We start from the raw sequence: 24807 nt of genomic DNA, 5'->3' as shown, positions 1-24807 counted from the left end.
GTCACCCCCCGGGAAGGGGCGCTTGCGGGGCGATCCTACTGGAGGCGGCGCACCGCCGCACCGATCCGTTCGTCAGTGGCCGTGAGCGCGATGCGCACGTGCCGCTCACCTGCTGATCCATAGAATTCGCCCGGCGCGACCAATATGCCGATTTCGGAAAGCTTGCTTACCTGGTCCCAGGAGTTCTGCCCGTTAGTGGCCCAGAAGTACAGCCCTGCCGTCGAATGGTCGATCCGCCATCCGGCCGCCTCCAGCGCGGGCCGCAGCGCCGCCCGCCGGGCCGCGTAGAGCTCGCGCTGCGCGTCGGCGTGCGCGTCGTCGCCGAGCGCCACCGTCATCGCCGCCTGCACCGGCTGGGGCATCAGCATGCCGGCGTGCTTGCGGATCTCCAGCAGCCTCTTGACCAGGACGGGATCGCCCGTCACGAACCCGGCGCGGTAGCCGGCCAGATTGGAGCGCTTGGACAGCGAGTGCACCGCCAGCAGCCCCTCGTGCGAGCCGCCGCAGACGTCCGGGTGCAGGATCGAGACCGGCCGGTCCTCCCAGCCCAGCTCGATGTAGCACTCGTCGGACGCCACGACCGCGCCGCGCTCGCGCGCCCACGCCACCACCTTGCGCAGGTGCTCGACAGGCAGCACCTTGCCGGTGGGGTTGCCGGGCGAGTTGACCCAGACCAGGTCGGCGCGCTCCGGCCCGAGCTTCAGCAGCCCGTCGGCGGCCGTCGCCTCGGCCCCGGCCAGCCGCGCGCCCACGTCGTAGGTCGGGTAGGCGAGCTCGGGGAAGACCACCCGCCTGGCGCCCAGGTAGGTCGGCAGCCAGGCCACGAACTCCTTGGAGCCGATCAGCGGCAGCACGTCCTGCTCGCCCACGCTGACGCCGTGCCTGCGGCGCAGCCAGCCGGCCGCGGCCTCGCGCAGCGCCTTCGTGCCGTGCGTGAAGGGATAGCCGGGGCTGTTCGCCGCCCCGGCGAGCGCGTCACGGACGAGCGCGGGCACCGGGTCGACGGGCGTGCCGACCGACAGGTCGACGATGCCGTCGGGATGGGCGCGGGCGCGTTCCTTGTACGGCTCCAGCCGGTCCCAGGGAAAGTCGGGCAGGTTGTTCACGTTTCTCCTTGGTCGGGCGCCGTACATGCGGGAACGACCCGCGGGCAGAGCACCCGCGGGCGTGCCTGCGCCCGCTATCCCTCGGCCTGCGGCGGCAGGGCCGCCACCACCGGGTGGTCCTTCTCGATCTTGCCGACCTTGGAGGCGCCGCCGGGCGAGCCCAGGTCCTCGAAGAAGTCGACGTTGGCCTTGTAGAAGTCCTTCCACTGCTCGGGAAGGTCGTCCTCGTAGAAAATCGCCTCGACCGGGCACACAGGCTCACACGCGCCGCAGTCCACGCACTCGTCGGGGTGGATGTAAAGCATGCGCTCGCCCTCGTAGATGCAATCGACGGGGCACTCCTCGATGCACGCCTTGTCCAGGACGTCCACGCAAGGCTGCGCGATGACGTAGGTCACCTCGAGCTCCTTCTTCTCCGCACCATTCCGCACCATGGCATGACTCTGACCGCGGTTTGCTAGGCCCTAGTATTGCCGTGCCCGGACCCCGGCTGAAACGGAGGGTGGCAAACTCGTGGCCGCTCGCCTCGTCATCACTATCTCAGCCGCGGACATCGGCGCACGGATCACCACACGCCGGAAGGTGCCCGGAGGGTTCCGCGACGCCGTGGGAATCCTCGAATCGTGGGAGGGCGGCGTGCTGCGCGTCCGCAAGCGCGACGGCACCCTGGTGGAGATTTCCGAGGAAACGCTGGTGGCCGGGCGCGTCGTTCCCGCCGCGCCTCCTCGACCCGGGCGGAAGTAACCGTAAGTATTCAGCTTGTGACCGTACGTACCTGCGCCGCCGCAGTAGCCATCCTCGCCAGCGCCGGATGCGGCGCGTCGTCCACCCAAGAAGCCGCCCCGACGGGGCCGCCGGTCAACGCCAGGGCCGCCTCCATGAAGGAGGGCTTCACCAGCATGGAGCGCCTGGCCCAGGCCGCCAAGCAGGAGGGCACGCTGCACGTGATCGCGCTGCCCCGCGACTGGGTCAACTACGGCGAGATCATCGACACGTTCGCCGACAAGTACGGCATCGAGGTCAAGGAACTGGAGCCCGGGGCCAACAGCAAGCGCTCGCTGGACGCCGCCGCACAGCTCAAACCCGACGTGTTCGACCTGACGATGGACGTGGCCGTGGCCAACGCGCACCGGTTCGCGCCGTACAAGGTGCAGGGCTGGCTCGACCTGCCCGACCACGTGAAGGACCCGCGCGGCGCCTGGTACGCCGCCTACGGGGGCTACATGTCGCTCGGGTACGACCCGCGTGCCGTGCCCGCCCCCGCGTCCTTCAGCGACCTGCTCAAGCCCGGCTACAAGGTGGCGCTCGACGGCGACCCGCTGCGCTCGGCCGCGGCGTTCAAGGGCGTGATGGCGGCGTCGCTGCAGGGCGGCATGCCGCAGCCCAAGCGCGCCGTCGACCTGTTCGGCAGGCTCAAGCAGGCCGGGCAGCTCACCGACCCGGCCCACGCGAACGTGATCGTCGACTGGGACCACCTCAACGCCGCCCGCTCCGCCCAGGACGCCACCTCCTGGAAGGTGACGATCCCGCGCGGCGCCGAACTGGGCGCCTACCACGTACAGGCGATCAACAAGGACGCCCCGCACCCGGCCACCGCCCGGCTGTGGCAGGAGTTCCTCTTCTCCGACGAGGGCCAGAACCTGTTCCAGAAGGGGTACGCCAGGCCGGCGCGCGGCGAGGCCATGCTGATGAAGGGCACGCTCGACACCGAGCAGGCGGCCAAGCTGCCGGTCGCCCCCGGGCCGCCCGTGCTGCTGACCATCCCGCAGACGGACGCCGCCAAGGCGTACCTGAGGAAGGAGTGGGCGCGCAGCGTGGGATGAGCCTGAAGTGACCTGATATGTCGTAGCGACAATTGGCTCTAAAGTGAACGGACAGCACGGCCACGGGGGCCCGATGTCTGACGAATGAGAGCTGATCGGCTTGCGATACGACACACCGAGCGTGGAGCGGTGGAACAGTCGCGCCTACGACAGCAGCTTCGGCTACGTGTCCACGCAGGGCGCGCCGCTCGTGGACCTGCTCGACCCCCAACCGGGCGAACGGGTTCTCGACCTCGGCTGCGGCACCGGGGTGCTGACCGCGCAGATCGCCTTCCGCGGCGCCGAGGTGCTCGGCATCGACGGCTCCGCCGCCATGATCGAGAAGGCCATCGCGCAGTACCCCGGCATGAACTTCATCGTCGGCGACGGCCACGACTTCACCGTGGCCAGGCCGTACGACGCCGTCTTCTCCAACGCCGCGCTCCACTGGATGAGCCGCGAGCCCTCCGCCGTCATCGCCAGCGTGCGCGAAGCCCTCACCCCCGGCGGGCGCTTCGTCGCCGAGATGGGCGGCTCCGGCAACTGCGCCGAGCTCACCGCCGCGATGCTCACCGCCTGGCGCGAGCACGGCCTGCGCGAGCCCGAACTGCCGTGGTACTTCCCCACCCCCGCCGAGTACGCCCGCCGCCTGGAGCAGGAAGGCTTCGTCGTGCGGCTGCTGGAGTACTTCGACCGGCCCACCCCGCTCGACGAATGCCCGCGCGGGGCCGCCGACTGGGTGCGCATGTTCGCCGCCTCGGCGCTCGACGGGCTGCCCCAGGACCTCGTGGAACCCCTGCTCCAGCGGGTGAACGAGCTCGCCGCGCCCGCCCTTCGCAGGGAGAGCGGCTGGATGGCCGACTACGTGCGCCTACGGTTTGCCGCCGTTCGACGCTGATGCGTAGTGCATGATGCGTAGGGCTGTTTTGCCGGACTATGGTCTGTTCCGTGGGCGACGACGATGGCACCGCTACAAGACGGCGGCGTGAGGGGCTGGTGAACGGAACGGGATGAACTTCTGCCTGAGCGACCTCGTACCACCGTTGAGGTGGAGCGACTCGTCCACGATCACGCTGCTCACCGGGCAGCCGGACCTGCCGGACGCCTGGTGGCGCAGCCTGCCCATGCCCCGGGTGCTCGCCGCCATCGGACCGGAATCGCTCGGCGAACTCCTCACCGAGATCGCCCTGGAGCACTGGCCCGCCGCCGCCGTGGGCGACATCCTGCCCGCGCTGCACGTGCTCGACCCCGACGAGGCGGACGAACCGCACGTCGCGATCGCGCTCGACCGCGCGGGGTCGTGGCCGGGGCTGCTGGCGCTCACCGGGCGCGAGCTGGCCGACCAGCCGTTCATCCAGGCCCGGCCCGTGCTCGGCACCCTCTTCTCGGCCGCACTCCACCGGCTGGCCCCGGGCGCCGGCGCCTGGGCCGGCCCCGGGTCCAGTGCGGTCACCCTCGACGACGAGCGCGAACTCCCCGCCACGCCCCTCCCCGCCGTCGCGAGCGAACGTCCCGAGAACGATGAGCCCGAGGACGCCGCCCCCGCCGAGGACGCGGCGCCCGCTGTGGAGGCCGCAGCCGCGCCCCTCGCCGCGGACAGCGCGCCCCAGGAGCTCCCGCGCCCCGCCGCCGAGGGCGGGCGTCCGGATGGGGAGGAGGAGCGCGCAGACGCCACCTCCCCCGAGGAGCGTGAGGACGGCACCGCCGCTGGGGAGCGTGAGGACGCCGCCGACGACGAGCGCGAGCGCGCCGCCGCCGAGGAGCACGAGGACGCGGCTCCCGTGGAGGAGCGCGCGGCCGCGCTTTTCGCCGCGGACGGCGCGCCCCAGGAGGCCCCGCACCCCGCCGCCGAGGGTGACCGTTCCGAAGAGGACGAACGCCAGGACGCCGCCTCCGCCGAAGAGGCCGGAGACGCGGCCCTCGCGGAGGAGCACGAGGACGCGGCCCCCGCCGACGACCGTGAGGACGCCGCCGACGACGACGAGCGCGAGCACGAGGATGCCGCCGCCGACGAGGAGCACGCCGCGGATGAGCCCGCTGGGGCCTTCGCTGCGCAGGCCGGCTGGGGTGAGGGGGCCGAGGAGGCGGGCGGCCAGGACTCCGCCGGGGAAGGGTCGGCGCAGGCGGGTGAGCTGCCTGAGCTGATCGAGGCGGCGTTCGCCGGGCTGGACGACAAGAGCTGGGCCGTCGCGCAGAACCGGGTGTTCACCGACCAGCCGTCGGCCGTGGACCAGCTGGCGAAGCTGTTCGCGGTGCCGCCGGCGGAGATCTCCGCCACGGAGGAGCGGCTCTGGGCGAAGCTGGACAGTTGGCTGGCCAGCGAGGAGGCGGCCCCGTACCGGGCGCATCTGGACGAGCTGCGCAGGACGATCGGCCCGGCGGCGCCGAAGGAGCGGCTGATCGACGCGGCCGACTGGCACGGGGTGGAGATCCGCGCGCTGGAGGTGCCCGCGTGGCAGTTCGTGCTGGCGACGCTGCCGCCGCGCCCGCCGGCGCCGCCACCCGGACCGCCGGCGCCGCCCGTCCCTCAGGCACCTCCGGCGCCCCCGGCCCCGTCGGCGTTCACGCCGAAGCCGGCCCCGGCGCCGTTGCAGCCGCCGACGCCGCTCGGGTCTCTCGGGCCGCTGGGGGCGCTGCCGCCGGGGTTCGTGCCGCCGGATCCGGTGCCGTCCCAGTTCCAGGCGTTCGCCCCGGCCGTGCCGGTGCCGGGGGACGGCAACGGGAACTCGGGCGAGCACGGCAAGCCGTACCAGCCGTTGAAGGACGTGTCGCAGACCCGCCGCTGCTTCCGCCAGCCGGACGGGCGCTGGTGGCTGCGGATCGACGTGACGGCCGAGCAGCTCGCCGGAGGCGAGTGCGCGCTGCCGACCGGGTTCGCCTCCTACCTGGGGCTGTCGCCGGGTGAGAGCAGGACGGTCAGGAGCGCGGCGGGTGAGCTGACGATGACCTGGCACGGCAGGCCGGTGCTGGAGTCGATCGAGCGGCTGCTGGTGGACGTGGGCGCCAAGGAGGGCGGCCACCTGTTCCTGACGCTGTCGGACGAGGGCGTGCTGCGTGCCCGGCACCTGCCGGTGGCCGCGCAGGGCGCCGAGAAGATCACCAAGGCGTTGCGCCTGGTCGGTTACACGGCTCCGGGCGGCACGCGGGAGCAGGCGGCCCGGGTGATCGCGACGCGGATCGGGATGACCGGCCCGGTGGGGCTGCCCGAGCTGCTCACCAGGCTCCGTGAGCGCGGGGACCGCGACCTGCTCGGCCTTCTGGACTGAGCCGTGCCGCGGCTCGCGATCGGCCCTGAGTCCCCCAGGGAGCTCAGCGCACTGGCCCAGCCGGTGCGCAGGGACGCCGTGGTCGCGTTGCGGCGGTTCCTGCTGAACGTGGCGGGCGCGCCGCATCCCGAGCGGGTGCGGGGCGGCCGGGACGCGCGGGTGGCGACGCTGCGGCTGGCCGAGGGGCTGCGCGGGGTGGTGGTGCGGCAGCGGGACGTCTACTGGCTGCGCACGGTGCTGCCGGACGCGGACGCCTGGTCGTTCGCGCAGCGGCATCGTTACGGCGTCAACCCGGTGATCGGCGTGGTCGAGGAGTGGGACGCGCAGGCGCTGGAGCGGGTGGAGCCGGCGTTACGCCGGTCGGCGGGGGCTTCGCGGCTGTTCGAGCGGATCTGTGATGGTGATCTGCTGGCGCTGGGCATCGACGCGCGGGCGCTGCCTCTGGTGCGGCTCGTGACGACCGAGGCGGACCTGGAGGCGCTGGAGCCGCTGCTTCCGCCGACGCAGTATCTGCCGCTGGCGGTGCTGGCCAGGGGCGGCACGCTGACGGAGGCGTGGCGGGAGCTGGACGGCTGCCGCGCGCTGGCGGAGCCGGAGGAGCCGGTCGATCCGGAGGATCTGCACGCGGCGCTGCTGCGCAGCCCGGACCGGGCGGCGTTCGCGGCGGACAAGTCGGAGCTGGACCAGGTGCTGACGGCGCCGGAGTGGTGCACGTACGTGCATCCGCCGCAGCATCGGCTGGCCAGGGCGGCGCGTTACGAGCGTCCGGTGCTGGTGGTGGGCGGGGCGGGCACCGGCAAGACGGTGGTGGCGCTGCACCGGGCGGCGCATCTGGCGGCGCACGGGCGCGGGCCGGTGCTGCTGGTGACGTTCTCGCAGGGGCTGGCGGAGGACCTGGCGACGCGGCTGGACCTGCTCGTGCGGGACGTGGCGTTGCGCAAGCGGATCGACGTGGACAATCCGGAACGGCTGGCGATGCGCATCGTGGGCCTGGCGGAGGGGCGGCGTCCGGCGCTGGTCGGGCCGGGGGCGCGGAGCATGGCCGAGCTGACCGAGGAGGCGCTGCGGCTGCTGGCCAGGACGACGGGCGACGTGCTCGACGAGCTGGAGCCGGGGCGCAAACCGTACCGTCACATCGTGGTGGACGAGGGGCAGGACGTGAGCCCGGCGCAGTGGCGGCTGCTGCGCGCGGCGGCGCCGCGCGCGCACGACGACCTGTTCGTCGTCGGGGACCCGCACCAGCGGGTGACCGACACGCGGGTGGCGCTGGGCGCGGTGGGCATCCCGGCCGAGTCGCACGAGCTTCGGCTGTCGCACCGGCTCTCGCGCGAGACGCTGGCGTTCGCGGTGCGGGTGCGTGGCGGCGGTCCGGCCGATGGGCTGGTCAAGGGCATGTCGGCGATGTACGGTTTCCGCGGCTCGCACTTCGGTGCGCGGCCGGTGGTGCGGGCCTTCGAGTCGCCCGAGGCGGAGCTGTCCGGATTGGAGAGCGTGATCGCTGCCTGGCTGGATGACGGCGTGCCGGCGGACCGGATCGCCGTGGGCGCGCGCGGCCCGGAGCAGGTGCGCGCGGCCCGGCGGGCGTTGCGGGACGTGCCGGTGCGGGTGTCGGCGTTCGCGCATCTGAAGGGCCTGGAGTTCGACCGGGTGGCGCTGATCGGGGTGGCTGAGGGCGTCGTCCCCGAGCGTCCGCCCGACGATCCGGGGGCCCGGGCCAGGGCGTTGCAGCGGGAGCGGAGCATGCTGTTCGTCGCGTGCACGCGTGCCCGATCATTGCTCTACATATCCCATTCCGGAAGAGGTAGCCCCTTTCTGTCCTTCTGATCACATAGTCTGAACTGCGGATATCTTCCCTTTGCCGGTTGGACCCCAATGAACCTCAGCCTGAGTGACCTCGCGCCACCCCTGCGCTGGACCTCCCCTGGCCAGATCGCGCCGATCGCGGAAGAGCCCCAGCTGCCCGAGGCGTGGTGGCAGGCGATCCCGCTCGACCGCGTGTGCGCCATCGCCGGCACGCAGGCCGTCGCGTCCCGGCTCGCCGACCTGTCCGTGGCCTTCTGGGGACACCTGCTCCTGGGCGACATCCTTCCCCTGCTGCGCTTCTCCGACCCGGCCGAGGCCGAGCGGACCCCGGAGATGCTCGGCAAGGACGTGGTGCAGAAGCTGTACGGGGGCGTCTTCGACCGGCTGCTCGAACCCGCCGCCGTCGCGCCCGTGCCGGCCCGCCAGGACAAGCCGCTGCCCGAGCTGATCGACGCCCTGTTCGGCGCGCTGGACGACCGCCAGCGGGCGATCGCGCGCGACCGGCTGTACGCGGCCGACCGGGCCACGCTGGACGAGCTGGCGCAGCGCTTCTCGGTCACCAGGGAACGGATCCGGCAGATCGAACGCGACCTGCGCGACCACGTCGAAGCCTGGCTGGCCGGGCCGGACGCCGCCGCGCTGGTCGCCCACGTCGCCTGGCTGCGCGGCCGGCTCGGCTCGGCCGTGCCCGCCGACGACCTGGCCGCCGCCGTGCCGTGGCACCGCGGCGACCTGCGCACGCTGGGCATCCCCGCCTGGCGGTTCGTGCGCACGCTGCTGACCGGATACGAGCAGGCCGACGGGTGGCTGGTCGCGGGCGGCGCCGACGAGCTGCGCGAGAAGACCAGGCAGCTGTTCGCCGACGGCCCGCACCCGCTGGGCGAGGCCGTAGCCATGGTCACCCAGCTCGGCGTCCGCGAGGACGTGGCCGAGCGCTGGATCCTCGCCGTGCCGCAACTGCGCGTGCTCGACCAGCACGTGGTGCCGTGGCCGCGCAGCATCAACGAGAAGGCCGAGGCGGTGCTGGCCGTGGCCGGGCGCCCGCTGACGCCTGAGGAGATCCAGGAGCGCATCGGCGAGGACTACAGCCTGGTCGGCATCCGCAACCAGCTCACCGCCGACGAGCGCTTCCGCCGCGTCGACAGGAACAAGTACGGCCTGACCCGCTGGGGCGGCGACGAGTACCTGGGCATCCGGGAGATGATCGCCCGGGAGATCGAGCGGGCCGGCGGCGAGGCGTCGGTCAGCACGATCGTCACCAACCTCACCTCCCGCTACGACGTCAGCGAGAGCTCGGTGCGCGCCTACTCGGGCGGCCCGGGGTTCGAGCGGACCCAGCGCGGCTGGATCCGCGTCGCGGGCACCTCGCCCACCGGGGAGTCGGAGCCGTACCAGCCGCGCAAGGACGTCTCCGAGACGCGGCGCAGCTTCCGCAGCCGCGACGGCCGCTGGTGGCACCGGGTGGACGTGAACGCCGAGCACCTGCGCGGCTCGGGGTCGCCGCTGCCGACCGGGTTCGCCGCCTACCTGGGGATGGCGCCCGGCGGGCAGCTCACCGCGTCCACGGCGACCGGCGACGTGGTGATCAGCTGGCACAACCAGCCGACGATGGGGTCGATCCGCAACGTGCTGGCCGACTTCAAGGCGAGCGAGGGCGACCACGTCTTCCTGACCGTCTCCGACGGCGGCGAGCTGCTGACCCGTCACCTGCCGGCGGCGGCCACCGCGATGCCGCCGCTGAACCGGGCCCTCTACCTGATCGGCTACACCGCGCCCGTCAGCTCCGAGGCCGAGGGGCTGCGCCTGATCGGCGCGCGCATCGGCCTGCCGGAGACGGCGACACGCGAGGAGGTGCTCGCCAGGCTGCGGGAGCGCGGCGACCGCGACATCCTCGGCTACCTGGGCGGCTAGCATCGGGGGATGCTGCGGATCTACGACACGCGTGCCAGGCAGGTCGAGGAGATCGAGCGATCCCGCGCCCTGCGCATGTACACCTGCGGGCCGACCGTCTACCGGTCGGCCCACGTCGGCAACCTGCGCTCCTACCTGCTGTCCGACCTGATCAGGCGGGTGCTGGAGCGGCAGCGGGTGCGCATGGTCGTCTGCCAGAACATCACCGACGTCGGCCACGTGACGGACGACAGCGCCGCCGACACCGGTGAGGACAAGGTCCGCATGCAGGCGCGGGCCGAGGGGCGCTCCCCCGCCGAGCTGGCGCGCGCGTACGAGGAGGAGTTCCGCCGCGACACGCTGGCGCTCAACCTGCGCCCGCCGGAGCACACGCCGCGCGCCTCCGAGACGATCGAGCCGATGGTCGAGCTGGTGGCCAAGCTGATCGAGCGGGGACACGCGTACACGGTCCCGGACGGATCGGTGTTCTTCGACGTACGGACCTTCCCCACCTACGGGGAGATCTCGGGCAACCGGCTGGAGGATCTGCAGCCCGCCCACCGCATCGAGGCCGTCGACCCGCGCAAGCGCTTCCACGCCGACTGGGCGCTGTGGAAGCCCGCCGAGGGCGACCTGTCGTGGGAGGCGCCCTGGGGGGCCGGGTTCCCCGGCTGGCACCTGGAGTGCTCGGCCATGTCGCTGCGGTTCCTCGGCGAGCGCGTCGACCTCCACACCGGCGGCATCGACCTGCGCTTCCCGCATCACGAGGACGAGCGCGCCCAGTCCGGCGCGGCGACCGGGCACGAGGTGGTCAAGCACTGGGTGCACGGCGAGCACCTGCTGTTCGACGGGCGCAAGATGGCCAAGTCGAGCGGCAACGTGGTGCTGCTGTCCGACGTGACCGAGGCCGGGCTCGACCCGCTGGCGGTGCGGCTGGCGTTCCTGGAGCACCGCTACCGCCAGCAGATGAACCTCACCTGGGACACCCTGCGGGCCGCCGACCGCACGCTGCGCCGCTGGCGGACCCGGGTGGCCGAGTGGTCGGAGTCGCCCAGCTCGCCCATGGCCGCGCACTACGTGCAGCGGGTCGAGGCGGCCTTCGACGACGACCTCGACACGCCGTCGGCGCTGCGGCTGATGCGCGAGCTGGAGCGCGACCCCGAGGTGGCTCCCGGGGCCAAGTTCGAGTCGTTCCTGCACCTGGACCAGGTGCTGGCGCTGGACCTGTCGACGCAGATCGGCAGGGCCCCGGCGGCGCTGCCTGGGGGCGCGGCCGAGCTGCTGGAGCAGCGCTCGCGGGCGCGCGAGGCGCGCGACTGGGCGGCGGCCGACCGGCTGCGCGACGAGCTGGCCGAGCTGGGGGTCAGGGTGTCGGACACCCCGGACGGCCAGAGCTGGGGCTGAGCCCGGCCGCCTGAGCCGCCTGACCCGCCTGGTCCGCCTGATCCGCTGCCCAGCCGCCCCGCCGTACGCAGTGCGGCGGGGCGGCTGATCGCTGCGCGGAAACAGCACCTATCGAGAGGTCGGGCGGACGGCATGGCAGGGACCGTCCGCCCGCGTGGCGCCGTCCTGATGCGGTGGTGGACGGTACGCGCCATGCGCACGATACGCAGATCGTGGGTTGCATCGGGGTTGCGTCATGTCACGCGGTACAGGCTCGGAAACCCCCCGTGACGGGCGGCGGAAGGAGTGAGCGGGGGCTGCCAGACTTAGTCCAGCGCGGGATGGATGGAGGTATTCGTGAGGTTCAGGCCGTACGCGTGGATGCCGTGGCCACTGCGCTGGTCCGCGCGGATCTTGACCGTTCTGCTGGCACTGGCGCTGGTGCTGGCGGGGGTGCTCGTCCACACGGTACGCCAGTCGTTCCCGCAGGTGGAAGGCACGCTCCGGTTGCCGGGGTTAACCGGAAATGTAGAGATTTATCGCGATAAAAACGGAATCCCGCACATCTACGCCGGCAACTCCGAGGACCTGTTCATGGCCCAGGGCTTCGTGCACGCGCAGGACCGGTTCTGGGAGATGGACTTCCGGCGGCACGTGACCGCCGGGCGGCTGTCCGAGCTGTTCGGCACGGCGACGCTCGACAACGACAAGGCCATCAGGACCATGGGCTGGCGCCGGGTCGCCGAGCAGGAGCTGACCGAGCTCACCGAGCGCACCAAGCGCTACCTCGACGCCTACGCCAAGGGCGTGAACGCCTGGCTCGCGGCCAACCCCAACGCCTCCGACCGCAGCCTCGAGTACTCCGTGCTGAAGGTCCAGAACGGCGGCTACACCCCCGAGCCGTGGACGCCGCTCGACTCCGTCTCCTGGCTCAAGGCCATGGCGTGGGACCTGCGCTCCAACCTCGAGGACGAGATCGACCGCGCGCTCGCCCTCACCAAGCTGCCGCCCGAGCGGGTCGAGCAGCTCTACCCCGGCTACCCGTACGACAGGCACGACCCGATCGTCACCGTGGGCGCGGTCGTCAAGGAGGTCTACGACCAGCGGGCCGACCCCCGGCCGCCGCGCGAGGAGCGCACCGGCGCCCGGGTGCTCGCCCAGGCCGCGCAGGCGCTGAAGGCGGTGCCGAGCACGATGAGCACCGCCGAGCGCGACGGGATCGGCTCGAACTCGTGGGTCGTCTCCGGCGACCACACCGTCAGCGGCAAGCCGCTGCTGGCCAACGACCCGCACCTGTCGGCCCAGATGCCCTCCGTCTGGTACCAGACCGGGCTGCACTGCCGCGAGCTCAGCGACGCGTGCTCCTACGACGTGACCGGGTTCTCCTTCTCCGGCGTCCCCGGCGTGGTCATCGGGCACACGGACAAGATCGCCTGGGGGTTCACCAACCTGGGGCCGGACGTGGCCGACCTGTTCCTGGAGAAGGTCGACGGCGACACCTACCTCTACCGGGGCGAGCGGGTCCCGCTGGAGGTCCGCCAGGAGAAGATCGAGGTCGCGGGCGGGCGGCCGGTGACCATCACCGTGCGCGCCACCCGGCACGGGCCGCTGGTCAACGAGGTGATGGGCGCCGTCAAGCCGAGCGGCGAGGCCAACGCCGTCGCCCTGTCGTGGACGGCGCTGACCCCCGGCAGGACCGCCGACGCGATCTTCGCGCTGAACGAGGCGGGCGACTGGAACGAGTTCCGGGCGGCGGCCGCGCTTTTCGACGTCCCGGCGCAGAACCTGGTCTACGCCGACACCAGCGGCACCATCGGCTACCAGGCCCCCGGCCGCATCCCCGTGCGCGAGAACGGCGACGGCACCGTGCCCGTGCCCGGCTGGACCGGCGAGTACGACTGGAAGACCGCGCCGATCCCGTACGACCAGCTCCCGTCGGTGCGCAACCCCGCCGAGGGCTACATCGTCACCGCCAACAACGCCGTCATCGACCCATCCCGCTACGCGCCGCTGCTGACCAAGGACTGGTCGTACGGGTTCCGCTCCCAGCGCATCCTCGACCGGCTCAAGGAGGAGATCGGCAAGGGCAAGCTGGACGCCGCCGCCATGTCGCGCATCCAGCAGGACGACCACAACGGGCTGGCCGCGACGCTCGTCCCTGCGCTGATGGAGGTGAGCCTGGCGGGGCCGAGCGCCCAGGCCAGGCAGCTCCTCGACGGCTGGGACGGCGCCCAGGGGCTCGACTCGGCCCCGGCGGCGTACTTCAACGCGGTCTGGCGGCACCTGCTCAGGCTGACCTTCCACGACGAGCTGCCGGAGGCGGCCAGGCCGAGCGGCGGCGACCGCTGGTACGAGGTGGTCGGGCAACTGCTGAACTCCCCCGGCGACCCGTTCTGGGACGACGTCACCACCGAGGAGCGCGTCGAGGAGCGCGACGACATCCTGCGTCAGGCGCTCGCCTCCGCCTACCGGGAGCTCACCGAGCTGCTCGGCGACGACGTCAAGGCGTGGCGCTGGGGCGACCTGCACCGGCTCACGCTCACCCACCAGACGCTCGGCACGTCCGGGATCGGCCCGATCGAGTCCCTGTTCAACCGGGGGCCGCTGGCGGTCGCGGGCAACAAGGACGCGGTCAACGCCACCGGCTGGAACGTCCTGGAGGACTACGCGATCACCTCGGTGCCGTCGATGCGGATGGTCCTCGACCTGTCCGACCTGGACAAGTCGCAGTGGATCAACCTCACCGGGGCCTCGGGGCACGCCTTCCACGACAACTACTGGGACCAGGCCGCCGTCTGGGCCAGGGGCGAGCTGCTGCCGATGCGCTCGAAGCCGGAGTCGGTCAAGAAGGCGGCGGCGCACACGCTCAAGCTGACTCCCTGACGCGGCTACGCCCGCCTGCGCCAGCGCGCGGCGTTGCGCGGGTAGCCGCCGTCGTCGAGGTCGGCCAGGCGTTCGAACGGGTTGTAGGACGCCTGGTCGCCGCAGACGGCCAGCGAGACCAGCATGGCCAGCAGGTAGAGCGGCAGCATGGGCAGCCCCGCGCACCACGCCCACTGGGTGGCGTGCCTGCCCTCGTGTCGCACCAGCCGGTCGCTGAGCGCGTCGCGCCTGGTCAGCACCACGTTCCCGACCGTGAACGCGCCCGCGACGGGGAACCGGTAGCGGTAGCCGTACGCGAGCACGAGCCCGTCGGGTCCGGGCTGCCGGCGCGCCCCGCCCGCGGCGGCGATCAGCAGGCCGAGCGGCGTGGTGAGATTGACATAGTTCACCACGCGCCGGAACCGATAGCGCCTGTCCATACGTCTCAGTCTTGACCAATCTTGACAGGTCGGGATAATGGCCTGCGTCCTGAAATCTCCCACAAGAGCAGGATTATGAGATTAGCCATCCTGGGCGCTCTGCTGGGCACCGCGGCACTGGCCGGTGCGGGCGGAATCGCGATCACCCAGACGTCGACCACCGATCCCCTACGCCTCATCGAAACCCCTCCCGGCGCGCGACTGGCGTTGCTCCCCAGCACCGCCACCCCGAAACCCGAGGTCGGGCGCTACACCGCCAAGACGAAGATCGTCAAGAAGAAGGGCGTCTCCTACCTGGACGTCTCCATCAAGTACGGCGGCGCCGCCAGGTTCAGCGTCAAGCAGCGCGCCTGCAAGGGCAAGTCGTGCCGGACCACCACGGCCGAGCTCGCCGTGACCACCGGCGCGGGCCAGGTCCAGAAGAAGGTGGGCAAGGGCGCGTACAAGCTGCGCGGCAAGCCGAAGATCAAGGTCAAGCCGCTGCCGTGGCCCACCAAGACGGTCACGGCCACGCCCACGGCCACCGTCACCGCGTCGGCGCCGCCCCCGGAGACCCCCACGGAGACGGTCACGGAGACTGCCACCGTCACGGTCACGGTCACCGAGCCGGGGCCGACCGTCACCGTCACGGAGCCAGGCCCCACGGTGACGATCACCTGTCAGCCGGTCCCGGTGCCGCCCGTCACGCCGACGGCGACGGTGACGGGCCCGATGCCGCCCACGGTGACCTCCACCCCGCCCCCGACGATCACTCCCACGCCGACATCCACGCTGATCCCGCCGACGGACCAGCCCACCGACGTGCCGCCTCCGCCTGATCCGACGGACGTCCCGACGGACGTCCCGACCGGCCCTCTGCCGACCCCGACCCCGACCGGCCCCCCGCCCACCCTTCCGACGGACCCGGGGCCGGGCTGTCACACCCCGACCGAGCCGCCACCGCCGACCGTCTTCCCGACGGGCGAGCCGACCGTCCCTGAGCCCCCGGTCCAGTGACGCGGCGTCCCACCGGCTCCCGATCTCCAGGGGGCCGGTGGGACCGTCAGAGCTTCTTGTAGCGCCCCTCGTGGTACGTCAGCGCCTCGCCCTCACCCGGCATCCCCAGCGCTGTCACCGCCCCCACGATGATCGAATGGTCGCCGCCCGGGTGCACCGCGTCGGTCCGGCACTCCACCGTCGCCAGCGCCGCGTCGAACAGCGCGACCCCCGTCTCCCCCCGGTGGTGCCCCCACCGGGCGAGCTGCCCGTTCAACGGCCGCCCGCGATGGGCGAAGAAGCGCGAGGCGTCCTCCATGGAGGCCGGCAGCACCGAGACCGCCCACACCCCCGCCTCCAGCACCGCGTCATGGAAGCGCGCGACCTTCTCGGCGCAGAAGAGCACCAGCAGCGGCTCCAGCGACACGGACGTGAAGGAGTTGACGGTCATCGCGTAGTCGACGTCTCCGAGCCGGGTCGTGACGACCGTCACACCGGTGGCGAAACGCCCGACGACTTTCCGGTACGTTTGCCGATCTCCGTGCCGCTCTATGGACGCATGGTGCACGAAGGTTACTTTATGCCGCTACGACCGGCTGCTCTCCGGGTGGCCGTGCATCAACCACGAACCCCCTGATGAGGGCGACAGCAGGAACGCCGCGACCACGGCCGCGATCCCCCCGTAGAGATACACGTACCCGGGCGTGTTTCCCGAGATGACCAGATCGCCCGCGCCAAGCTTGAACGAGAACGCCATCGACACCAGCAGCCACCCCGCCGAGGTCACCGCGGAGCCCAGGCGGGTCCCCATCAGCCTGCCCGCCCCCAGGCTGACGCCGAACAGGATGACCAGCCAGGCGATCGCCGTGACAGGCTGGCGCACGCCGTCGTGGGCATGGGTGAAGCCGCCCACCACGCCCATGACGACGCCCAGGACGAAGAGCATCCCGTAGGCGGCTCCGCCCAGCGCCGACTCGGCCTGGCTGCGTTGCTCCATATCGAGAGGTTAGTGGATGCCGGCGAACAGATCGTTCTCGCGGACGTGCGGCTCGCCGAGCCCTCCGGCCTCGATCGGCGGACCTGCCACGGCGGGTCCGCGTACGCCCTCGGCCAGCACGAAGTGCTCCACGCCGAGCACTTCCTGGCCGATGTCGTTGGACAGCGCGTACCACGGCTCCCTGACCGTGATCTGCGTGGCGTGGGCGCGCATGGCGGCGGCCTTGTGGCCGATCCAGGGGCGCGCGTCGATCTCGGTGGTGATCACGTCGTCGGGGCTGCCGAACGGCATCTCGTCCACGTCCTCGACGATGAACCCGGACCCGGCCTCCCGCAGCGCCTCGTTGCTCCGGCGCATCACGGACCTGGCGCTGGCCGTGTAGTAGAGCTTGGCGATCCGCCACGGCTCGCCCGCGCCGAACGCCGGGTCGGCGGCCAGCTCCCACGCCCGCCGCGACACCCGGTGCGCCTGGATGTGGTCGGGATGCCCGTAATGGCCGTTTTCGTCGTACGTGACCAGCACCTGCGGCCTGACCTCGCGGATCACCTCGACCAGGGCGCCGGCGGCCTCGTCCAGGTCGGCCTGCCAGAACGCGGTGGGACGGTCGTTGGAGGCCACGCCCATCATGCCGGAGTCGCGCCAGCGGCCCGCCCCGCCGAGGAAGCGGTGGTCCTCGACGCCGAGCGCGGCGCAGGCGGCCGCCAGCTCGCCGATGCGGTGCGGCCCGAGCGCGTCGTCGCGGTCGGCTGCCAGGTGCGCGAGCTCCTCCGGGATGACCTCGCCCTCCTCCCCCAGCGTGCAGGTCACGAGCGTGACGTGGGCGCCTTCGGCGGCGTAACGCGCCATGGTCGCGCCGGTGCCGATCGACTCGTCGTCGGGGTGTGCGTGCACCAGCAGCAGACGTCGGTCCATCATGGTCCGAAGCGTAACGGGCGCCTGGTTGCTGGCAGGATTGGGCCCATGAGTGAGAGCTTCCCGCGCCTGGCCGCCAGGACCCGCCGCTTCACCCTCGGAGTGCCCAGGGGCTTCACGATCTCCCCTGACGGCGGCAGGGTCGTGTTCCTGCGGACCAGGTCCGGCACCGACCCGGTGACCTGCCTGTGGGAGCTCGACACCGAGACGCACGTCGAGCGGCTGGTGGTCGATCCGCGCACGCTCGACGCCGACGAGGGCGACCTGCCTGCCGAGGAGCGCGCCCGGCGTGAGCGCAGCCGCGAGCAGGCCGGCGGCGTCGTCGCCTACTCGACCGACTCCGCGGTGACCAGGGCGGCGTTCGCGCTGGCCGGCGGGCTGTACGTGACCGAGCTGGCCGACGGGAGCACGCGCAGGCTCGACACGCCCGGCCTGGTGATCGATCCCCGCATCTCGCCCGACGGGCGGCATGTCGCGTACGTCACCGGCGGCGCCTTCCACGTGCACGACCTGACGTCCGGCGCCGACCGCGTCCTGGCGACGCCCGAGTCGCCGACCGTCACCTACGGCCTGGCCGAGTTCGTCGCCGCCGAGGAGATGGACCGGATGCGCGGCCACTGGTGGTCGCCGTCGAGCGACGCGCTCCTGGTCGAGCGGGCCGACGACGCGCCGGTCCGGACCTGGTACATCGCCGACCCGGCCAACCCCGACCGGCCCGCGACCGTCCAGCGCTACCCCGCCGCGGGCACGCCCAACGCCGTCACCGAGCTGTTCGTCCTGGGCCTCGACGGCTCCCGGGTCGCGGTGCCGTTCGAGCACGAATACCTGACCACCGCCTCCTGGGACTCCCACGCGCTGTCGATCGTGACGCTGTCGCGCGACCAGAAGACCATGCGCCTGCTCTCCGTCGACCCCGCGACCGGCGCGTCCACGCTGGTGCGCGAGGACACCGACCCGGCCTGGGTCGACATCGTCACCGGCGTGCCCGCCCACCTCGACGACGGCACGCTGGTCTGGGTCGCGTCCGCCGACGGCGGTCACCGGCTGTTCGTCGGCGACCGCGCCGTCACCCCGCCCACGCTCCAGGTGCGCGCCGTGCTCGACGTCGACCACGACAGCGTGCTGTTCAGCGCGAGCGGCGACCCCACCGAGATCCAGCTCTGGACCTGGGACGGCCACTCGCTGCTGCCCGTCTCCACCCGCTCCGGCGTGTTCTCCGGCCGGATGGCGGGCGGCGTCGGCGTGCTGTCGGAGCAGAGCCTCGACACCGAGGGCGTGGCCACCACCGTCGTCCGGCGCGACGGCGTGGCGATCCCGATCCCCTCCCACGCCGAGCGTCCCGGCCTCGACCTGCGCGTCTCGCTCGGCCGTTCCGGCCGCCGCGAGCTGTCCACCGCCGTGGTGCTGCCCTCGTGGCACGAGCCCGGCTCGCGGGCGCTGCCCGTCCTCATGGATCCGTACGGGGGTCCGCACGCGCAGCGCGTCCTCAACCGGCGCGGCGGCTACCTGGAGAGCCAGTGGTTCGCCGAGCAGGGGTTCGCCGTGGTGGTGGCCGACGGGCGGGGCACGCCGGGCCGCGGTCCGGCGTTCGAGCGGGCGGTGCTGAACGACCTGGCCACGCCCGCGCTCGACGACCAGATCGACGCCCTCCAGGGCGTGGCCGAGCAGTATCCCGACGACCTCGACCTGACGAAGGTGGCGATCCGGGGCTGGTCGTTCGGCGGGTTCCTGGCGGCGCTGGCGGTGCTGCGCAGGCCCGACGTGTTCCACGCCGCCGTGGCGGGGGCGCCGGTGACCGACTGGCGGCTGTACGACACCTGCTACACCGAGCGTTACCTGGGGGACCCGGCGGAGCAGCCGGACGTGTACGACAAGTCCTCGCTCTTCGGTGACGCGGCGAAGCTCGAACGGCCGTTGCTGCTCATCCACGGCCTGGCCGACGACAACGTGGTCGCGGCCCACACGCTGCGCCTGTCGTCGGCGCTGCTCGCGGCCGGGCGCCAGCACAGCGTGCTGCCGCTGTCGGGCGTCACGCACATGACGCCGCAGGAGGTCGTGGCCGAGAACATGATGCTGCTCCAGGTCGACTTCCTGAAGAAGGCGCTGCACCTGTGACCCAGGTCTGACAGACCACGGTCTGATTCGGCACCCGCCAGAACCAGACCGTGGTCCGATGTGCGGGGGGCGCCGCGTCCGCGATCGTGAACGTCATGTTCAAGCCCCTCCTGCTGGCGCTGGCCCTGGTCCTGCCCACCCCGCAACAGTCCCCCGCCCCCTCGCTCGCTTGGAGCCCGTGCCCCGGCGACAAGATCGGCATGGAGTGCGCCGACCTCCAGGTGCCCGTCGACTGGAGCAAGCCCGACGGCCGCCGCATCACGCTCAAACTGGGCCGCCTCAAGGCCACCGGCAGGTCCGAGGGCTCGGTCCTGATCTCCTACGGCGGCCCCGGCGGTCCCGGCATCGGCCTGACGCAGAGCCTGTCCTCGTGGTGGACGAAGCTCCGCGCCCGCATGGACCTCGTCACCTGGGACACCCGCGGCTACGGCCGCCAGTTCGGCGGCCTCGCCACCGGCCTCGACTGCACCTGGACCCGCCTGCCGATCCCCGAGTTCCCGCGTGACGACGCCGGCTTCGGCCGCCTGTCCGACACCAACCGCGGGGCGGCCGAGGTGTGCCGCCACAACGACCCCGAGCTGTTCGCCCACATGAGCTCCGCCGACCACGCCCGCGACATGGAGGCGATCCGCAAGGCGCTCGGCGGCGACCGGCTCAACTACTACGGCGCCTCCTATTCCGGCATCTACGGCCAGGCCTACGCCCGCCTGTTCCCCGGCCAGGTCCGCACGATGGTCCTCGACGGCACCCTCAACCACAGCACCGCCGACTGGGGCGCCGAGGTGGCGGCCATGGCCGCCGACAACGAGCGGCACCTGCGGCGCTTCTTCACCTGGTGCGCCGCCTCCGGCGACTGCCGCGACGTCCCCGGCAAGTTCCGTTCCCTCGTCAGGCGGGCCGACCGCACCCCGGTCCGGGCTGCGGCCGGCGTCGCCTACACCGGCCGTGACCTGCGCTCCTTCGCGATCGGGCGGGCCCGGCAGGGCGAGCCGGGCTGGCCCGCCCTGGCCAAGGCCGTCCGCCGGGCCCACGCCGGTGACGCCTCCGGCTTCCTCCCCGAGCGCGGCGCCCGCTATCCCGACCAGAGCACCGGCGTGACCGAGTGCACCGACTGGCCGCGCCCCGCCTCCCGCGCGGAGCTCGACGCCACCGTCACCCGCGTGCGCCGCGCCGCCCCCACCGCCGGCGCCGCCAACACCCTCGCCGCCGGGTCGCTGGCCTGCATCGGCTGGCCCGCCCCGGTCACCAACCCGCCCGCCCCGCTCCCCAAGGGCCTCCCGCCGCTGCTGGGCGCCGGCGCGTGGGGCGAGTCCGACGCCGTCTCGCGCATCCTCGCCGAGGTGCCGGGCAGCGTCACGATCGCCCACGACGGTCCCGGCCACACCCTGTACGGCGCCAACGCCTGCGCCCGTGACCACATCGACCGCTACCTCACCGACGGGCGGCTCCCGTCCCAGGGCACGACGTGCTGACGACCCTCCCGGCCAAGTTTCGCAAACGGCGCAATATTACGAAATTGCGCCAATGCAACCCGTCCACAATCCTGGTGCAAAAGCACCAGGGCATGATCCGACCCGTGAGATTCAGGATTCTCGGACCGCTGCAAGTCCTGGGCGACGCGGGAGAGCTTGAGCTCGGCGGGGGCAGACAGCGCATCGTGCTCGCGATGCTGCTCCTTGAGGCCAACCAGGTGGTGCCGATCAGCCGGCTCGTGGAGGCCATCTGGGGCGAGTGCCCACCCGGCACCCCGCGCAACCAGGTGCAGATCCGGATCTCCCAGCTCCGCCGCACCCTCGGTGACACCGCTCAGCCCTACCAGACCGTGATCACCAAGCCGTCGGGCTACCTCATCCGCGTCGCCCCCTCCGACCTGGACCTGACCGTCTTCGAACACCTCATCACCCAGGCCCAGTCGCAACCCCGCGACCAGGCCGCCCGCACCCTGCGGGAGGCGCTCACCCTCTGGCGCACCCCCGCCCTGGCCGACGTCGACAGCGACCTGGTGCGCAGCATCGCCCACGGCCTGGAGGAGCGCCGCCTGCTCGCCTTCGAGCGCTGCGTCGAGCTGGAGCTGGAGCTCGGCCACCACCTGCGGCTGATCGAGGAGCTCCGCGCCGTCACCCAGGCCCAGCCGCTGCGCGAACGCCCCCACGGCCACCTCATGCTCGCCCTCTACGGCGCGGGCCGCCAGGCCGAGGCCCTGGAGGTGTTCCGCTCCTACCGCACCTACCTGCTCGACACCCTCGGCCTCGAACCGGGTGAGGAGCTACGCCGCATCGAGCACGCCATCCTCAACCACGCCTCCCCCACCCCTCCGACCCCCCGCACCGACACCCCACCCCAGGAGCCGACCGGCCGCCCCCTGAACGGCCACCATCCCCGTGGCCGGCCCACCGCCCCGGACGATCCGTCCCCCGCGCCCTACTCCGCAAGACCGGACGGCGGCCCGTTCTCCTCCCAGACATCCGGAGACGGCCCCGCCTCGTCCTCCCAGCGGGAGCGAGGCGGCCCCACATCCTCCTCCCAGGAGCAGGGCGGCCGAAGCCCCGCCGCCCAGAGGGAGCGGGGCGCTCCCGCCTCCCATAAGGAGCGGGGCGGCCCCGCCTCTCAAGAGCGGGGCGCTCCCAGCGCCTCCTTCCCGGCAGCGCCCGCCCGGGGAGCGGCGGCGGGACCATCGGCAGGGCCGGCCTCAGACGCAGCCGGGGCGGCAACGGCGGCCACCCCATCGCCCGGGCCGACGTCCCGGCCCACACCGGCGCCCGGATCGGCGTCACGACCGGCACCGGCGCCGAGGCCGGTGCCGCGTCAGCTTCCTCCGGTGCTGTCGCGGTTGTCGGGCCGGGAAGCGGAGCTGGCCCGGATCGAGGAGCTGCTGACCGAGCGGCACGGGACGACGCTGCCCGTGGTGGCGGTCCTGGGCAAGGCCGGGGTCGGCAAGTCGGAGCTCGCCCTGCACGCGGCCCACCGGCTCGCCGACGCCTACCCCGGCGGCCAGCTCTACGTGGACCTCCAGTCCGGCGCGCTGCGGCCACAGGACGCGCTGGCCCGCTTCCTGCGCGCCCTGGGCCTGCCCGCCGTCCCCCGCACCCTGGAGGAGCGCTCAGCCCTGTTCCGCTCGACGGTGGCCGAACGCCGGGTGCTCGTCCTGCTCGACGACGCCGAGTCGATGCAGCAGACCGAGCCGCTCCTGCCCGGCGGGGCGTCCTGTGCCGTCCTGGTGACCAGCCGCCGCACGCTCGTCGGCCTGCCCGAGCGCCAGGTGATCCGGCTGGGCCTGCTCGACGGCCCGGACGCGGCCGAGCTCCTCACCCAGGACATCGGCGGCGGCTCGGCAGCCGACCCCGAGGCGATCCGCCTGCTGGTCGAGCAGTGCGGCGGCCACCCTCTCGCCCTCCGGATCGCCGGCACGAGCCTGGGCACCTGGCCGCACTCCGCCGTCCAGGACCTCGTCATGACGATCGGCGACCTGGACGTCAAGGCCGTCCTCGACGTCGGCTACCGCGCCCTCTCGCCCCAGGCCCAGGCCCTGTTCCGCCGCCTCGGCCTCATCAGCGGCCAGCAGATCAGCACCTGGCTGGCCCACGCCTTCATCTCCACCCCCGCTACCCGAACCCTCCACCGGGAGCTGACCACAGCACCCCACTCGGCCTTCCCCCGCCCCATCCACTCCCCATCCACCGCCCTGGCGGGACCGGCACGGACGGACAGCACGAGGCGGGACGTGGGCGACGATCCCGTCATCTCGGGCACCCTCACCCCGCCGTCACCCTCACCGTCCGGTGCCGCGACGGTGCTGGAACGGGCGTTCCAGGAGCTGGTGGACGCGGCGCTACTGCGGCGGCGGGGCGACCACTACGTGTGGCACGACCTGGTCAGGATGTTCGCCGCCGAGCACGCGTTCGCGGAGGACCCCCGGGAGATCCGCACCTCGGTGCTCGAACATGCGGGCGCGACCCTGCTCGCCCTGGTTGAGCAGGCGCACCGGCGCCACTACAGCGGCCACTTCACCGTCCTGCGCGGCCTGGTGGACCTGCCGCCGATCGACGGGTCACGACTGTTCGGGGACGAGCCGCTCGCCTGGCTCGACTCCGAGCTGCCGGTGCTGATCCGCGCCGTGCGGCAGACGGCCGACCACGGGCTGGCCGAGCTGGCCTGGAGCCTCGCCATGACGGCGGTGACGCTGTTCGAGACCTACGGCTACTTCGACGACTGGCGGGCCGTCTCCGAGACCGCGCTCGCCGCCTGCCGCGCCGCGGGCAACGCCCGTGGGGAGGGCGCGATGCTGTTCTCGCTCAGCTCGCTGGCCATCTTCCAGCAGCGCTACGAAGACGCCGCTCCCCTGGTCGGCTCGGCGCTGGCCATCTTCGAGAAGATCGGCGAAGATCACGGCCGGGCGCTGGCCCTGCGCAACGCCGCGCTGCTGGACCGGGCCGCCGGTGACCTCGACGGCGCCCTGCACCGCTACACCGAGGCCCGGCGCCTGCTGCGCGCCGTCGGCGACCGGGCGGCGGAGGCGTACGTGCTGTCGAACATGGCCCTCATCCACGGCGAATGCGGGCGGCTGGACGAGGCCGACCCGCTGCTCAGGGAGGCGCTGACCTTCTACACCCAGGAGGGCGTGCGGCGGGGCGAGGCGCAGGCGCTGATGCGGCTGGCGGAGTTGTCGCTGCGCCGTGGCCGTTCCGAGCCGGCGCTGGAGGCGTACGAGAAGGCGAGGAGGATCGTCCGTGAGGCGCATGACCGCATCGGGGAGGCGTACGTGCTGCAGGGGCTCGGGGAGGCGCACCTGAAGCTGGGGCGGGCGGCGGACGCCGAGCGCACGTTGCGCGAGGCCCTCGACGTCGCCGCCGAGGTCGGCGACCGGCTCATTCAGGGCCGCGCCCGCCTGGCCCTGGGCACGCTCCTGCTGGAGAGCGGCCGCCCCGGCGCGACGCTGGAGCTGGAGCGGGCACAGGCGCTGTTCGCCGAGATCCACGCCGAGCCCTTACGCGCCAAAGCCGCCGCAGCCTTGTCCCGCAGCCACTGACCCCACACACCAGACCCCACACACCCGGCCCACACGCCCTGGCCCGCACGCCCTGGCCTGCGCACCCCCGCCCCCACACACCCGGCCCACACGCCCGGCCCCACACACCCCCCGGAGCTCACACATGCCCACCGGAGCCCCGCTGTCCCCCGCCCCGGCTCCCCGTCACCAGGCGGCGTGCGGCCCCGCCCACGGTGTGCCCCACCGCGCCCCCCCCCCTCGCGACGCCC

General features: G+C 72.8%; 18 protein-coding genes. 12 read left to right on the top strand and 6 right to left on the bottom strand.

The genetic code is table 11. From position 1 onward, the window contains the following. Window positions 1-35: 35 nt before the first annotated feature. Both dapC and fdxA read right to left on the bottom strand, forming a co-directional pair. Window positions 36-1106: a succinyldiaminopimelate transaminase gene (gene dapC / locus AB0G11_RS29925; protein WP_219504755.1), complete on the bottom strand. Its 1071-nt coding sequence runs from the start codon at window positions 1104-1106 to the stop codon at window positions 36-38. A 74-nt stretch (window positions 1107-1180) separates the two neighbouring features. Further along, window positions 1181-1504, bottom strand: coding sequence for a ferredoxin (gene fdxA, locus AB0G11_RS29920; protein ID WP_219504899.1), 324 nt, complete (start codon window positions 1502-1504; stop codon window positions 1181-1183). A 115-nt stretch (window positions 1505-1619) separates the two neighbouring features. Between fdxA and AB0G11_RS29915 the strand changes: the two genes are divergently transcribed. The 8 genes from AB0G11_RS29915 (at window position 1620) to AB0G11_RS29880 (ending at window position 14133) form a co-directional block, all read left to right on the top strand. Then, complete coding sequence (locus tag AB0G11_RS29915) at window positions 1620-1850, top strand: hypothetical protein (protein WP_219504753.1); 231 nt, start codon at window positions 1620-1622, stop codon at window positions 1848-1850. A gap of 17 nt (window positions 1851-1867) precedes the next feature. Continuing rightward, window positions 1868-2929 carry an ABC transporter substrate-binding protein gene (locus AB0G11_RS29910; RefSeq protein ID WP_219504751.1) on the top strand — a complete coding sequence of 354 codons (1062 nt, stop codon included), beginning with the start codon at window positions 1868-1870 and terminating at the stop codon, window positions 2927-2929. Between the two features lie 100 nt (window positions 2930-3029). Next, window positions 3030-3806 carry a methyltransferase domain-containing protein gene (locus tag AB0G11_RS29905; RefSeq protein ID WP_219504750.1) on the top strand — a complete coding sequence of 259 codons (777 nt, stop codon included), beginning with the start codon at window positions 3030-3032 and terminating at the stop codon, window positions 3804-3806. Window positions 3807-3951: 145 nt separating this feature from the next. After that, complete coding sequence (locus AB0G11_RS29900) at window positions 3952-6174, top strand: hypothetical protein (protein ID WP_357589942.1); 2223 nt, start codon at window positions 3952-3954, stop codon at window positions 6172-6174. A 3-nt stretch (window positions 6175-6177) separates the two neighbouring features. Next, window positions 6178-7998: a UvrD-helicase domain-containing protein gene (locus tag AB0G11_RS29895; protein WP_219504746.1), complete on the top strand. Its 1821-nt coding sequence runs from the start codon at window positions 6178-6180 to the stop codon at window positions 7996-7998. A gap of 48 nt (window positions 7999-8046) precedes the next feature. Next, entirely contained in the window at window positions 8047-9888 is a 1842-nt protein-coding gene (locus AB0G11_RS29890) for a sigma factor-like helix-turn-helix DNA-binding protein (RefSeq protein WP_357589940.1), read from the top strand. Window positions 9889-9897: 9 nt separating this feature from the next. Next, window positions 9898-11271, top strand: a complete 1374-nt coding sequence (gene cysS / locus AB0G11_RS29885) for a cysteine--tRNA ligase (protein WP_357589938.1) — start codon at window positions 9898-9900, stop codon at window positions 11269-11271. 360 nt (window positions 11272-11631) lie between these two features. Continuing rightward, window positions 11632-14133: a penicillin acylase family protein gene (locus tag AB0G11_RS29880; protein WP_357590031.1), complete on the top strand. Its 2502-nt coding sequence runs from the start codon at window positions 11632-11634 to the stop codon at window positions 14131-14133. A 5-nt stretch (window positions 14134-14138) separates the two neighbouring features. Here the strand turns inward: AB0G11_RS29880 and AB0G11_RS29875 are convergent, their stop codons facing one another. Next, complete coding sequence (locus AB0G11_RS29875; RefSeq protein WP_219504737.1) at window positions 14139-14552, bottom strand: hypothetical protein; 414 nt, start codon at window positions 14550-14552, stop codon at window positions 14139-14141. A gap of 75 nt (window positions 14553-14627) precedes the next feature. On the opposite strand from AB0G11_RS29875, the gene AB0G11_RS29870 reads away from it, so the two are divergent. Continuing rightward, a complete protein-coding gene (locus AB0G11_RS29870) occupies window positions 14628-15548 on the top strand; it encodes a hypothetical protein (protein ID WP_357589936.1) in 921 nt (306 codons plus the stop codon). A gap of 46 nt (window positions 15549-15594) precedes the next feature. Here AB0G11_RS29870 and AB0G11_RS29865 read toward each other — a convergent pair whose 3' ends face one another. Genes AB0G11_RS29865 through mshB form a run of 3 tightly spaced genes read right to left on the bottom strand, consistent with a single transcriptional unit; the run spans window position 15595 to window position 17439 of the window. Beyond that, window positions 15595-16095: a flavin reductase family protein gene (locus AB0G11_RS29865; protein ID WP_357589934.1), complete on the bottom strand. Its 501-nt coding sequence runs from the start codon at window positions 16093-16095 to the stop codon at window positions 15595-15597. A gap of 18 nt (window positions 16096-16113) precedes the next feature. After that, window positions 16114-16524, bottom strand: coding sequence for a DUF6113 family protein (locus tag AB0G11_RS29860; RefSeq protein ID WP_219504731.1), 411 nt, complete (start codon window positions 16522-16524; stop codon window positions 16114-16116). Between the two features lie 9 nt (window positions 16525-16533). After that, window positions 16534-17439: an N-acetyl-1-D-myo-inositol-2-amino-2-deoxy-alpha-D-glucopyranoside deacetylase gene (gene mshB / locus AB0G11_RS29855; RefSeq protein WP_357589932.1), complete on the bottom strand. Its 906-nt coding sequence runs from the start codon at window positions 17437-17439 to the stop codon at window positions 16534-16536. A 45-nt stretch (window positions 17440-17484) separates the two neighbouring features. Between mshB and AB0G11_RS29850 the strand changes: the two genes are divergently transcribed. The 3 genes from AB0G11_RS29850 (at window position 17485) to AB0G11_RS29840 (ending at window position 24577) form a co-directional block, all read left to right on the top strand. After that, window positions 17485-19551: a S9 family peptidase gene (locus tag AB0G11_RS29850; RefSeq protein WP_219504726.1), complete on the top strand. Its 2067-nt coding sequence runs from the start codon at window positions 17485-17487 to the stop codon at window positions 19549-19551. 95 nt (window positions 19552-19646) lie between these two features. Next, on the top strand, window positions 19647-21023 hold the full coding sequence (locus AB0G11_RS29845; protein ID WP_357589930.1) for an alpha/beta fold hydrolase: 1377 nt from the start codon (window positions 19647-19649) through the stop codon (window positions 21021-21023). A gap of 104 nt (window positions 21024-21127) precedes the next feature. Then, window positions 21128-24577, top strand: a complete 3450-nt coding sequence (locus AB0G11_RS29840; protein ID WP_357589929.1) for a BTAD domain-containing putative transcriptional regulator — start codon at window positions 21128-21130, stop codon at window positions 24575-24577. Window positions 24578-24807: the final 230 nt, after the last annotated feature.

The sequence above is a fragment of the Nonomuraea sp. NPDC023979 genome (genome assembly GCF_040639085.1).
Taxonomy (GTDB): Bacteria; Actinomycetota; Actinomycetes; order Streptosporangiales; family Streptosporangiaceae; genus Nonomuraea; species Nonomuraea ceibae.
The sequence above is the reverse complement of the archived record's forward strand: the minus strand, read 5'-3'. Positions and strand labels throughout refer to the sequence as shown.

What these genes read in the sequence shown, in the direction of transcription:
- AB0G11_RS29890 (WP_357589940.1), top strand. Translation starts at nt 8,047, where the DNA reads ATGAACCTCAGCCTGAGTGACCTCGCGCCACCCCTGCGCTGGACCTCC.
- cysS (WP_357589938.1), top strand. Translation starts at nt 9,898, where the DNA reads ATGCTGCGGATCTACGACACGCGTGCCAGGCAGGTCGAGGAGATCGAG.
- AB0G11_RS29880 (WP_357590031.1), top strand. Translation starts at nt 11,632, where the DNA reads ATGCCGTGGCCACTGCGCTGGTCCGCGCGGATCTTGACCGTTCTGCTG.
- AB0G11_RS29875 (WP_219504737.1), bottom strand. Translation starts at nt 14,552, where the DNA reads ATGGACAGGCGCTATCGGTTCCGGCGCGTGGTGAACTATGTCAATCTC.
- AB0G11_RS29870 (WP_357589936.1), top strand. Translation starts at nt 14,628, where the DNA reads ATGAGATTAGCCATCCTGGGCGCTCTGCTGGGCACCGCGGCACTGGCC.
- AB0G11_RS29860 (WP_219504731.1), bottom strand. Translation starts at nt 16,524, where the DNA reads ATGGAGCAACGCAGCCAGGCCGAGTCGGCGCTGGGCGGAGCCGCCTAC.
- mshB (WP_357589932.1), bottom strand. Translation starts at nt 17,439, where the DNA reads ATGATGGACCGACGTCTGCTGCTGGTGCACGCACACCCCGACGACGAG.
- AB0G11_RS29850 (WP_219504726.1), top strand. Translation starts at nt 17,485, where the DNA reads ATGAGTGAGAGCTTCCCGCGCCTGGCCGCCAGGACCCGCCGCTTCACC.
- AB0G11_RS29845 (WP_357589930.1), top strand. Translation starts at nt 19,647, where the DNA reads ATGTTCAAGCCCCTCCTGCTGGCGCTGGCCCTGGTCCTGCCCACCCCG.